Here is a 12675-nt window from a genome sequence, read left to right as displayed (position 1 = left end):
TTAAATCATAGTAGATCAAATTGGGTTCAACGTATTATAGTATAATAAAATACAATTGAAACCGGTTCCCCTCGCAAGCTGGAACTGATATATATAAGAGTGAGACCCATGGTCGGAAAGGAAATTAGAACGAGGCTTTCTCCATTTCGACTGATGCATGTTGATCCTTGCTTTCCAGCATTTTAGCCCATGCGGTCAGGATTACGGCTACGAGAACCATCAAGGCTCCGACCCATGTCGTGTGAATCAAACCGATGGAGTCATTGATCACTCCACCCAAATAGGCACCTATAGCGATCCCTGCATTAAATGCGGCAATGTTAAAGGCTGAGGCTACATCCTTGGCTTGTGGTGCATATCGTTCAGCCAAGGTTACCACGTACATCTGAAGACCAGGCACATTCATAAAGGCGAGCATACCCATACCCATAATGGTGAGTAGTGCTGCTAACTTGAACGGTACCGTAAAGTACATTACGCCCAAAATGATCGTCTGAATGATGAACATGTAGAAGAGAGCCTTGAGCGGGTTGCGATTGGCTGCTCTGCCGCCGATGATGTTGCCAACAGCGATGGCGATTCCGTACAACAATAGGATGAACGCTACCGTTTTCTCGGAATATCCGCTAATATCATGCAACAATGGGGACAGATACGTAAAGACAACAAATGTTCCTCCGTACCCTACGGCAGTGATGGCAAAAGCAAGCAGCAAGCGTCCACCTGTAACCAGCTTCAGTTGCTCCCGAAATGCCGTTCGTGTTCCTCGCTTCAACGTGGATGGCACGAGTATCAGGTTTCCAATCATCGCAACGATGCCAACCACAACAATCAGGATAAAGGCAGCGCGCCAGCCCCAATGTTGGCCGATGAGTGTACCGAGAGGTACACCGGTTACTGTGGCAATGGTTAGACCGGAGAACATGATGGCAATGGCACTCGCCCTACGGTTTGCAGGCACCAGATCGGCTGCAATCGTGGAGCCGATGGACATGAACACCCCATGTGCCAGAGCGGATACTACTCGTGCAATGAGTAACATGGTGATGCCCGTCGATAGTGCAGCCATCGTGTTACCCGCAATGAAGCCAATCATGATGGCAAGCAGTAGCGTTTTGCGTGATATGGTAGACGTCAGTGAGGTCAGAACAGGAGCCCCAAAGGTAACGCCTAATGCATATAAAGTAACGGTCAGTCCCGCTGTAGTTACGGAAATGCCCAGGTCATCTGCAATGAGGGGCAGTAGCCCAACGCTGATAAATTCTGTGGTACCGATCGCGAATGCACTAATGGCCAGTGCTAGCAACGCCCACGTGCTGCGTTTTGAATCTTGTAACATTTCTTGCTCAACTCCCCAGAATGTAGATTTACGTACCGGCAAATGCTATTATGAGTTATTCGGTATAGATTGAATAGTACGTACTTTTTAGTACCCTACGTACTTTTTGGTGCCTATACAGCATGCGACGGATGTAACCAAATCATCAGGGAGGAAGCAAGTTATGGTTAGAAAAAAATATAACATCTCGGTTGAAGCTACCTTAGAGGTGATCGGTGGCAAGTGGAAATGCGTCATTCTCTGTCATCTGACACATGGGAAAAGACGAACCAGTGATCTCAAGCGTATTATGCCCGCGATTACACAGAAAATGTTAACACAGCAACTGAGAGAGCTTGAAAACGACGGAATCGTAAACCGAATCGTATATAATCAGGTCCCTCCCAAAGTAGAATACGAATTGAGTGATTACGGAAGAAGTCTTGAACCGATTCTCAATGCGCTCTGCAATTGGGGAGATCAACATATTGTGAAGGAATACGGAGACAAATCAGCAGTTCTGGAAGATAATGGACTCAATGATTTTAACTCTGACAATAGGGAGCTGGTGCAACCGTGAACTATGAGATTTTATATGATGGTGCTTTTGCGATGCTCAAGGTACATTTGCAGCGGGGAGAGCGGTTCAAGGCCGAGAGTGGTGCGATGGTATCCATGACTCCTACGGTTGAACTGAAGGGTTCAGCAGAAGGTGGGATGTTTGCCGGGTTCGGTCGGATGCTGAGCGGGGAGAAGTTTTTCTTTCAGGAACTGACGGCTGCTGGCGGGTCGGCAGAGATTCTGCTCTCACCTTCAAGCATGGGCGATGTAGAGGCTGTTGAATTGGACGGTTCCTATTCACTCTATGTGCAGAAAGACGGGTTTCTGGCAGGAACTGAGGGCATTCAGGTGAATACCAAAATGCAAAACCTGAAGAAAGGTCTCTTTTCGGGAGAAGGTTTCTTCATTATTGAGATCAGTGGACGTGGAACTGTATTTCTGTCTTCCTATGGTGCCATCCATGCGATTAATCTGGCAGCGGGTGAAGAAATGATCGTGGATAACGCTCATCTGGTGGCATGGCCTCATTATGTAGATTACCGTATTGAGAAAGCTTCACAGGGCTGGTTATCGAGTGTTACAAGTGGAGAAGGACTGGTATGCCGGTTCCGGGGAGAAGGAACCATTCTTATACAGAGCCGCAATCCGCAAGGATTCGGACAATGGGTGAAGCAGTTTATACCTGCGCGCTAATTCATTTTTTTGAGAAAGAACACACAGAATTGCAACGGATATGTTTCCATCATCGTTATATGAATAATGGATATACTTCATTGACTGGTGGGTACATAATCTGTTGCATAAGTCGCACATCATGGAGGTATGAGATGAAAAGCTCACGGTATAAAAACGCACAAGATAGCCCGGGATATCTGTTATGGCAGGTTACAGCCATGTGGCAAAAGGAAGTACGCAGGGTGCTGGAGCCCCTCGAACTGACACAACCTCAATTTGTATTGTTGCACGCCTGTTTATGGCTCAATGAACATGATGAGGAAGGTAAAGGGGTTACTCAGGTTCAAATTGCACAATTTGCCAAAGTAGATGTTAATGTGACTTCTCAGGTTCTGCGTGCTCTTGAAAAGAGAGGGTTGATTACTCGTGCTCGTCATCAGACGGATACGCGTGCCAATATTATTACAACAACGGAAGAAGGAACCCGATTGGCTGTGGAGGGAATCCATCTGTGTGAGGAGTCGGACAAGGCATTCTTTGAAACTTTGGATGATCGTAAGGAAGAGTATATGGAGATCATGCAGGAGTTTCTTCGCCAAAAAACAGAGAGTTGATCCGTAATATATCTTTTTTTAAATGTATTAAACTACAGAATGTAGTGTCATTGGAAGTTTTTATAATTATTAATAATTATAACACCTCTGCAAAACATAAATAGACCTCCTGACTTCATCTTGTCGGGAGGTCTATTTCGGTTGCTCAATCGATTCGATAGGACGCAAACGGCTCGCGGCGACGGAAAGAGTCACTGATCTGACCCAATTCGGTCAACAGATCATCAGGCAATGACATGTCCAGGCTAGCCAGATTATGTTCCAACTGATCGGTGTGTGTAGCGCCAACAATTACTGTGGATACAGCCGGACGTGTCAGCAGCCATGCAAGCGACAGCACACTCGGGGAGCATCCATATGCAGCAGCTTGTGCACTCACTTGTTCACTCAGTTGTATATTATGCTCCAGCAGAAAACGATTGAAGGACGGATCGGTGTCTGCTCTGGACCCGGAAGGCACGCTGTCCTGTCCGTTATATTTACCGGTCAGAATACCACCTGCCAGCGGGAAATACGGGATAATGCCTACACCCTGATCCAGACACATCGGTACCAGTTCCAGCTCAGGCGTACGGTCAGCCAGGGAATAGCTGGTTTGGGTGGAGATGTAGCGCACATATCCTTTCTGTTCACTGATGCCCAAAGCTTTCATCAGCTCCCAGGCTGCGTAGTTGGAGGCTCCGATGTAACGAACTTTACCGGAAGTGACCATATCGTCCAGTGTGCGCAGTGTTTCATCCAGCGGTGTATGCGGATCAAAGGTATGGATCTGGTATAGATCCACATAATCCGTTTGCAGACGCCGCAGGCTATGTTCCAGCTCTTGTTGCAGATGGTAGCGGGAGGAACCCCGCCCATGAGGACCATCATGCCGGGGCAATCCGGCCTTGGTAGCAAGCACTGCGTTTTCCCGTCGACCTGTGAGAGCCTGTCCAATGATGCGTTCCGATTCCGTGCCTGCATAGATATTGGCGGTATCGATAAAGTTGATGCCCTGATCCATGGCTGCATGAATAATGCGGGTAGCAGCTGCTTCATCCGCGCGTTTGCCAAATGCATTGGTGCCAAGCCCCAGTGCCGACACACGCAAACCACTATGGCCCAAACGTCGATACTCCATCATTCATCGCTCCCTTTATGCTCGTTTTGTAGAGGTAGTTCAAAAAGTTTAATTTTGATTACGAATGATGCCTGGCGGCATCATCAGCAGCGAATATGAAATTCAGCCGAAATGTCCGTTGCTCACGTAGTTTTCCCTACGCTCCGCTACTCCATTTCTAGCTTCATTCCATCTTCTTGGTACTGAAAACCAAACTTTTTGAACACGTATTTGTATAGCAGATTATAACGTAATCTATTGAAAACGTGTTATTAATATAGTTAAATGAATCTAAGAACCCGTTATTAAAGGAGATATGATGGAAAACAGTGCTGCACATTTAACAAGACGGAAGCCGAAGAACCCGAAGAAGAAATGGAAGAAACCATTGATCATCACCCTAAGTGTTCTGCTTGTGTTGGGAGGACTCGGATTTATTTATCAAAAGCAACTCGTCGTGTTTGGCTTTAATTTGTTCGCTTCGGCTAAGGTGAAGGAAGCCTTGGATGACTCCTTTGTACCAGCTGGCGATAAGGATGCCCCTGTCGTGGAACATACGGACCCGTTCTCATTGTTGCTGCTGGGTATTGACCAACGGGATAACGAACCAAGCCGTTCGGATACCATCATCTATTCCGTTGTGCGTCCAGAAGATAATAAAGTGCTGCTGCTGTCCATTCCACGTGATTCCTATACCGAGATTGTCGGTCGGGATGTGAAGTCAAAGATCAATTCAGCTTATGCCCACGGCGAAGCCAAGATGGCCATGGATACGGTGGAGAATTTGCTGGGGAACAAAGTGGATTTCTATGCCGCGATTAATTTTAACGGGCTCAAGGATATTGTTGATGCGGTGGGTGGCGTTGAACTGCCGATCAAAAAGAATATTGAGAACAAGCTCAAAATTCATGAGAAACTGTTTGTTGAAGCGAATAAACCGATCTATAGCGGTGAAGAAGCGCTTGGATATGTGCGTTACCGGGAAGATTCCGATTTCAATCGGACGATGCGTCACCGGATTTTTTTAAGTGCCTTCATGAATCGCGCGCTGGAAGTGAAAAATCTGACCAAGATCCCGGATGTAATCCAGATTGCCGGATCGAATTTTACAACCAATATGACCTCGGACTTTATCGTGAAATTTGCCGAGTCCTTATATATGAAAGACGGTGCACCCACGATCAGCAATTACATGCTGAAGGGGGAAGGCGCAACGCGCAGTGGCACATGGTACTACGATCTGTCGGAGGACGATCTGCAATATGTGCGTGGCATGATCGCCAGTTGGCTAGACCCGGATGCAACCGAGATTATTGAACCGGAGTCAACCGATTCAGCGGCAGCGGATAAAACCTAGATTAGAAGCAGTAGAAGAAGGTTGCTGCAACGATAGAATATAACAAAGTACACGGAAGGCACTATGCTTTCCGTGTACTTTTTTTATGGCATAACGGTATGCGTTAACTTGCTTCGACTCCAGTTCCCTCAGTCGTTACCGTTATATGGACTTTGAGATGACATGGCAGCGGAAATAGGCAGCAAAGCGGTTAGATGTGTGAGATCGAATTCATCTGAGCTGTTGTCCACGGAAATAACCTCGATATTCTCCCACATGCATGTATTGGCTTGCATCCCCTGTACAAACGTCTCCCAGTGATCCAGCTTCCACCTGTCTCTCTCCAGACCGCGGCTCTTCAACCGTTGTTGAAGAACATCAACATTCACATCTACCCTCAACACCACGGGTATGACTGTTTTCCACTCATATTTGGCAGTCAGATGATTGATGTAATCGCTTTCGCGAAAGTAACCGACAAAAGGTGCATCCAAGATGACTGATCTACCCAATTGCAGATTGTCATTCGCCACGTTTAACAACGTTTCATATTCAAGGTCCATAACGGTATCGAGGTAATAGGTGTTGCCGTCGCGATCATGAGGGGAATACCCTTGTGCTTCCAGAAGCTTCCCTGTAAATGTGTTGCACACGACATCTTTATCCAGATAACAAAAGTGGTGCTCGGCAGCAAGCTTTTTGCCAATGGTGGATTTGCCCGAACCGGCAGAGCCAATCAAAAAGATCAGGACAGGTTTCATGGACGGTCCCTCCTCTACATAATATTCAGATCGTATGAGTATGAAAGGTATTATAGCGTTCATCAAAGTTCGCATATACGAACCTTATTCGCATTGGTGAACATTTGCTATTAGAGTATACCGTTTTCAACTGAAATACAATCCTTTTTGGAGAAATAGTATACAAAAAAAGTTTTAAGAAAGCGGTTGATATTTTCTGTACGGCTGATCTATAATGAGGGCATCGTTCGGTGATGTGAATTAAGTTCACATATGCGAACTTCGACGTCGAAGATTTAAAGGAGATAATATGGATCATATTCGCATGAATAAATCTGCTGAACGAGTCGCGGATTTACTCGTTCTATTTGCCAAAAGTGGCGCTCCATTAACACTGAATGAAATTTGTAAACAAATGAGCTTACCCAAGAGCAGTGGGTTTGAACTGGTACAGACACTGCTGCACAAGGGTTTTATTGAAATGGATGATGTTCGTCTCAAAACGTATCGGCTGGGCATTGCCGTGTTTGAGACAGGCATGGCGTACTTGTCCAATATGGGTATCCCCCATATGGCAAGACCTCTGCTTCAAGAACTCAATCGCCAGACGGGAAGCACTGCATTTCTCGGGATTGAGGATAAGGGCCGGATTGTATATCTGGATAAGGCCGAGAGTTATTCGGTTATGCGACCAACAGCGAAACTCGGTTCCCGCAGATATATGCACACAACAGGTCTCGGCAAAGCTTTGCTGGCAGCGCTCCCCATCGGCAAGGTGCTGGAGATTATAGGTAGCGGTGAACTCCCTTCGCGTACATCCTTCTCCAAAGTAACCATTCCTGATATTTTGCAAGATATGCAGGAGATTCGTGAGCGCGGCTACTCGATTGATGACCGGGAGGACCATCTGGAGATGTATTGCATCGGCTCTGCTGTCTATGACCAGTGGGATGAGCCCGTTGCCGCAATCAGTGTTGCCAGCATGTATTCCAATATGACTCCGGAACGTGAGGAGAACATTGTAAAACTGGTCAAGGAAGCTGCTTGGAAGCTTTCAGGCCAACTGGGTTATAGCGGTGATCGACTGTATCCCAGGACAGAAGAGTAAATTGAATTGAATTAAACCCCATTAATAGGTACAACGGGAATCAGGAGGTTATTTGGATGTGGAGAAAGCTAGAAAACATGAAAATCATCGCTGAATCCGGAATCGTATTGATTATCCGTTCGGAAAGTGAAGAAGAAGCGTTGTCCGTCGCAGAAGCGGCAATTGCAGGCGGTATTCGGGCGCTCGAAATTACGATGAGTGTTCCCGGAGCATTGGATGTAATTAAGGTGTTGTCTCGCAAGTATGCGTCCCAAGGCATTCTGATTGGCGCGGGTACAATATTGGATGGTGAGACGGCGCGTGCAGCGATATTGGCTGGAGCGGAGATGTTGGTTAGTCCTCAGCTCAACCCAGACATGATCAAGGTAGCTAATCGCTACCAAGCGGTTACTGTCAGTGGTGCGTTCACGGCCAAGGAAATTGTAGAAAGCCTTGAAGCGGGAGCGGATATTGTCAAACTGTTCCCGGCGGAATCCGTAGGTCCGCAATATGTCAAAGCGATATCGGCCCCTCTGCCACAGGCAGCGATTGCCCCTACTGGTGGAGTGACACCGCAAAATGTACATGAATGGCTGGATGCCGGTTGTGTCGGGGTTGGCGTGGGGAGTTACATCACCAAAGCAGCAAAAGATACTGGCGATTATGGGCTAGTAACCAAGGCTGCTGAGGAATTTTTACAGGCCGTAGCCGCGGCACGCTGATTATTCTTATCCAGGTTGGGTTGCCGTGAGGTGAAGTTCACAGCGATAAAGGGCAGGGTTCACGCCTATCGTTGTGAACGCACATGGCGGCACGGATGTATCCTTTGGAATTCAGGGAAAGGATATTACGTTTTGAAAACGCATACTTCAAAAGCGCCTGTCTGAGAGTAGAGGACAGAGCTTCTTATCTGCAGCCTTTAATTACCATATTTATTCATAATATATATTTTTAGTAACTTTATATTTATATGTGTTGAGGAGAGTGAATTTACATGGCAACCTTAAAAACATCACCGTCCCCTGCCACGGTACCTCAAGCCCCAAAAGTGGGATTAAGGTGGGGAATTATTCTGTTATTGCTGCTGGGTGCAGTGGTTAACTATTTGGACCGATCCAATCTGAGTATTGCGAATACAACCATTGCGGCCGAATTTGGGCTGTCCTCCACACAGATGGGATTGCTGTTGTCTGCCTTCCTATGGCCTTACGCATTAGCGAATTTGCCAGCCGGCTGGCTGGTTGACAAGTTTGGCCCCAAAAAGATGTTTGGATGGGCTTCAGGACTGTGGTCCATCGCTACCATACTCAGTGCATTTACCAATTCTTACTCCCTGTTATACGCCATGCGGATGCTGCTTGGTGTATCTGAGTCTCCGTTCTTCACCTCCGGCTTGAAGGTGACAGAGCGCTGGTTTGCAAAAAGTGAGCGCGGACTACCAACCTCCATTATCAATACAGGCTCACAGATTGCAAACGCGATTGCACCGCCGCTATTGACCGTTCTGATGTTAACAATGACGTGGAGAGGGATGTTTATTTTTGTCGGCGTAATTGGTCTGATCATCATGCTTATCTGGATCAAGGTATACCGAGATCCGACTTTTGCGGAGAAGCAGATGATTAAAGGGCCGGATGCCGCCGTTGCAGAACAGAGCACGAGCGCAAATGGGACAGCGGCAACAGATGCACCCAAAGCCAACTGGGGATCGCTGTTCAAACATAAAAGCACCTGGTTTATGATTATCGGTAATTTCGGCATCATGTTCACAATCTGGGTATACCTAACTTGGTTGCCGAGTTATCTGGAGAAGGAGCAGGGCTTTACGTTGAAAGAGACAGGCTGGATTGCATCTATTCCGTTCGTAGCCGGTATTATCGGAGTGCTGTTAGGTGGATTTATCTCGGACTTTTTCATTCGAAAAGGAGTCAATGTGGTCACTTCGCGGAAAGTTCCCATCGTAGGTGGCGCTATTCTGGCGGCGGCTTCGGTAGCACCTATTCCGTTCATTGACAGTACTGTGGTGAGCATTGTCCTTCTGTCTGTAGGTTACTTTGCATCCCAACTGCCATCGGGCGTCATTTGGACGCTGGCAGCAGACATTGCGCCGGGTGAACAGGTAGCTTCACTTGGAGCCATCCAGAACTTTGGTGGATTTCTGGGCGCAGCGCTTGCTCCAATTGTAACCGGATACATTTTGGATACAACGGGCAGCTTCAACAATGTATTCTTACTGGGAGCGGGTCTGCTGCTCATGGGCGCCGTCTCTTACGGAGTATTTTTGAAAAAACCAATCCCTAAAGCAATTCACTAATTCCCTTCAATGAGAAATTAACTTCTATTTTAGAAAACATCAGCAAATTCTTGTGTTTTTGATTGCAAAAACCGGAAATGCTGATGTTTTTTATTTTTGTTGCTTGGGCTGTAGTGAATCATTAGTAACTGGAAAATAAAACCTCTTTTTATGGCATACATATAGTAAAATATAGGGAAAAGATTAAACATCAAGCAACGGAGGAAGCTCATGAAGGAGTTTAAGGAACGGCTTGGGCAGGTTCAGGAGCAGCAGAAACAGCTGGCGAAGGAGTATCACGCCCTACTCCAGGAATACCAGTCCGATGACCTGATCGTTCAGAATGAACAGTTACAGGAACAGTATGAAGCCCATAAGCTCAAGCTACGCCAGCTTGAACTTCGCTCGCGCAAGATGGAAGAAGAGAATGCACGTCTTCGTATGGCGTTATCTGAACAGATGCTGGATGAGAAGCTGAATCTGATCCGGGTATCGCGGGAGAAGATGGAGACCTATTTTCAAGGGAAAACAGCGGTACATAATGATCGAATTGCATTCCATGAACATCGAACCAAATCCAATCTGAACGCGCTGTACAACCAGGCAGCACAGGAGTTGCAAGAGGACTCCCATGAGGTGAAGGAGAGGATTGCTTACCTTGCGGCAGAGGTGAATGAGCGCATTGAATCGCACAGACGAGCTGTGCGGGATAGAGAAGAGGCTCTGCGTGGGCACATGGAGCGTGGATATGAGCAGATGGCGGAAGAGGGATTGAGCGAAGAGACCATTCAGCGCCGGATCAAGCAGAATCGCATGGAGATGAAGATTGGACTTAGCTGGATCAACAAAGTGGCCATCTTGCTCCTCATTCTGGGGGTTGGAGCAGCGTTTCAATACTCGTACTCGACCTGGTTTAATGACGAGATGAAGAGCGGAGCCTTTTTCCTGCTCGGTGCACTGATGCTTGCTGGAGGAGAATGGCTGTTCCGCCGCAAAAGGCAGACGTTTGCGATGGGGCTGCTCGGCGGTGGGATATCCGTGTTGTTCGGCTCCGTCTTCTATAGTTACTTTTTACTGCATATTATCGGGTTATATACGGGACTTGCCCTGTCTGTATTGGTATCGGCAATCTCCGTATTGTTGTCCCTAAGGTATCAGTCGAAGACCATCTGTTCATTGGGTTTGGTAGGCGGATATCTGCCGTTATTCTCCTATATGTTCTCGTTCGGGCTTGAGGGCCCTGCTGTCTATGTAGCCATGATCTATCTGCTGCTCTTAAATGGCATTATTGTGTTCATTTCGTTTGGCAAACGGTGGCCGGTAGTGCACTATATCAGTTTCCTGTTCAACACACCATCCATGCTCATCCTCTTATGGCTGTCGCCAAGTGAGAAGATTGGCATGTTGTATTCCATTGTGACGTTTGCATTATATCTGGGCATTACACTGGCATATCCGTTCAAACACCGAATGAAGTTAACCTGGTGGGATTTCGCTCTACTCGCCATGAATACGAGCATTAGTTGTCTGATGTTATACGTGTTATTTGATGTGGCGGGTTGGAATGATGCTCAGGGCTTGCTGGCGTTGATCTTCTGCGTGGTGTATCTGGGACTGGCACGATTCGTCCAGAGCAATATGGCTCAGGAGAAACAGACCATTCTGCTCTTCTATGTCACTTCCCTGACCTTTGCCATTCTGATTATTCCGTTCCAGTTCGGGGCCAAGTGGTTATCGATGGGCTGGTTAATTGAAGGGGTTCTGTTGGTTACGCTTGGACATCTGAAACGGCTCAAGTCGGTGGAACGTGCCGGATGGGGCATTGTGCTTCTATGTCTAATCACTTTTGTGTACTATGATCTGCTGGCGCTATTCTTCATCGGGGAACGTTCTTACTTTATGTTAAAATACACCAGCATCACGCTGGGGACCCTGCTTATTACACTTTATTATGCCTGGGCAGTTGGCAGCAGTTCATTTTCCAGAGAGAGATTCAAATACAGTCCGCTGGAGCTGGGTTTTCTGAACGGATTCAAGTATGTGACACTTGCGAATCTGTGGTTATACGTGCTGTATGAGTCGAATGAATTGTATACCAGAACTGTCGATGGGACGTTCCTGTTATACATGTTCTACAAGTTGCTCATGTTCGCAGCGCTCACCATTGCATTGGCGTATGGACTAGGCAAAGTGAAGCTGCTGCGCGACCGATTCGTGCAGGTGTACACCACCTTTCTGAATGCCGTTGGCTGCTGTATTGCACTGGCTGTAACCTTAACCATGCCAGCGCTTCAGCCGGAAGTTCAGCAGCATACAGCGGCGGAGATTGTTGGTTTGCTAGTGTTAATTATCTTTAACGTAGGGGTATTCTTTGCAGGAAGGGATCTGCTGATTGCAGGCATCCGCGGGCAGTTCAAGAGCATTGAATGGTACCCGGTTATCGCAGGGGTGTATCTGCTGGGTGTCATTAACGTATTCCTGACGATCCAGTTCCAGTGGGGTGATGTGGGGCTGATGTTCAGCCTAATCTATCTGCTGCTCGCGATTCTCTATATTGCCTATGGATTCCGTAGAAAATATGTCATGATTCGGCGTCTGGGTCTAGGACTAACGTTGTTCGCTACGGGTAAGATGGTGTTCTATGATGTGGGGATGCTCACCTCGGGCAGCAAAATCTTTGCCTATTTCAGCTTCGGCGTTCTATTGCTGGGAATCTCTTACCTGTATCAGAAGGTGTCCAGCCGGATGGAGGAAATACAGTCCAGAGAGACAGGGAAGCCTGACGACGAACCGACTGTGCCTGAGGAAAAACAAGATTGATATAATGATTCTACTTCCAGCCCATGATGTGTGTGGGCGGTTTGAACGGACGTTCTTGTTGGTGTATGTTCTTATTTGAACTAAATGGAAGGACTCCGGATGTGTTTCATATCCAGAGTTCCTTCACAATTT

At 47.1% G+C, this 12675-nt stretch carries 11 protein-coding genes; 8 read left to right on the top strand and 3 right to left on the bottom strand.

Annotated features, from left to right (window positions below; genetic code table 11):
• Positions 1–124: 124 nt before the first annotated feature.
• Positions 125–1339 (bottom strand): MFS transporter, encoded by a 1215-nt coding sequence (locus QVE09_RS23115; protein WP_315938687.1) that lies wholly within the window; start codon positions 1337–1339, stop codon positions 125–127.
• A 163-nt stretch (positions 1340–1502) separates the two neighbouring features.
• Here QVE09_RS23115 and QVE09_RS23110 point away from each other — a divergent pair, with 163 nt between their 5' ends.
• From QVE09_RS23110 to QVE09_RS23100, 3 genes are all read left to right on the top strand, one after another.
• The gene (locus QVE09_RS23110) at positions 1503–1898 is read left to right on the top strand and encodes a winged helix-turn-helix transcriptional regulator (protein WP_017691613.1); all 396 of its coding nucleotides are present in this window, start codon (positions 1503–1505) and stop codon (positions 1896–1898) included.
• Positions 1895–2572: a TIGR00266 family protein gene (locus QVE09_RS23105; RefSeq protein WP_017691614.1), complete on the top strand. Its 678-nt coding sequence runs from the start codon at positions 1895–1897 to the stop codon at positions 2570–2572. Before QVE09_RS23110 ends, QVE09_RS23105 begins: the two co-directional genes overlap by 4 nt.
• Before the next feature lie 134 nt (positions 2573–2706).
• Positions 2707–3168: a MarR family winged helix-turn-helix transcriptional regulator gene (locus tag QVE09_RS23100; RefSeq protein WP_315938686.1), complete on the top strand. Its 462-nt coding sequence runs from the start codon at positions 2707–2709 to the stop codon at positions 3166–3168.
• A gap of 145 nt (positions 3169–3313) precedes the next feature.
• Here the strand turns inward: QVE09_RS23100 and QVE09_RS23095 are convergent, their stop codons facing one another.
• On the bottom strand, positions 3314–4288 hold the full coding sequence (locus QVE09_RS23095; RefSeq protein ID WP_315938755.1) for an aldo/keto reductase: 975 nt from the start codon (positions 4286–4288) through the stop codon (positions 3314–3316).
• Between the two features lie 295 nt (positions 4289–4583).
• Between QVE09_RS23095 and QVE09_RS23090 the strand changes: the two genes are divergently transcribed.
• Positions 4584–5624: an LCP family protein gene (locus QVE09_RS23090; RefSeq protein WP_315938685.1), complete on the top strand. Its 1041-nt coding sequence runs from the start codon at positions 4584–4586 to the stop codon at positions 5622–5624.
• A gap of 128 nt (positions 5625–5752) precedes the next feature.
• Here the strand turns inward: QVE09_RS23090 and QVE09_RS23085 are convergent, their stop codons facing one another.
• Positions 5753–6364: a P-loop nucleotide/nucleoside kinase family protein gene (locus QVE09_RS23085; RefSeq protein WP_315938684.1), complete on the bottom strand. Its 612-nt coding sequence runs from the start codon at positions 6362–6364 to the stop codon at positions 5753–5755.
• Positions 6365–6653: 289 nt separating this feature from the next.
• Here QVE09_RS23085 and QVE09_RS23080 point away from each other — a divergent pair, with 289 nt between their 5' ends.
• The 4 genes from QVE09_RS23080 (at position 6654) to QVE09_RS23065 (ending at position 12543) form a co-directional block, all read left to right on the top strand.
• Entirely contained in the window at positions 6654–7451 is a 798-nt protein-coding gene (locus QVE09_RS23080; RefSeq protein ID WP_315938683.1) for an IclR family transcriptional regulator, read from the top strand.
• Between the two features lie 56 nt (positions 7452–7507).
• Positions 7508–8152 (top strand): bifunctional 2-keto-4-hydroxyglutarate aldolase/2-keto-3-deoxy-6-phosphogluconate aldolase, encoded by a 645-nt coding sequence (locus QVE09_RS23075; protein WP_315938682.1) that lies wholly within the window; start codon positions 7508–7510, stop codon positions 8150–8152.
• Between the two features lie 272 nt (positions 8153–8424).
• Entirely contained in the window at positions 8425–9744 is a 1320-nt protein-coding gene (locus QVE09_RS23070; RefSeq protein WP_315938681.1) for an MFS transporter, read from the top strand.
• 210 nt (positions 9745–9954) lie between these two features.
• On the top strand, positions 9955–12543 hold the full coding sequence (locus tag QVE09_RS23065; protein WP_315938680.1) for a DUF2339 domain-containing protein: 2589 nt from the start codon (positions 9955–9957) through the stop codon (positions 12541–12543).
• Positions 12544–12675 lie beyond the last annotated feature (132 nt).

Origin of the sequence: Paenibacillus sp. ClWae2A (assembly GCF_032452295.1) — a bacterium.
GTDB lineage: Bacteria > Bacillota > Bacilli > Paenibacillales > Paenibacillaceae > Paenibacillus.
This window is presented reverse-complemented; position numbering and strand designations above follow the sequence as displayed.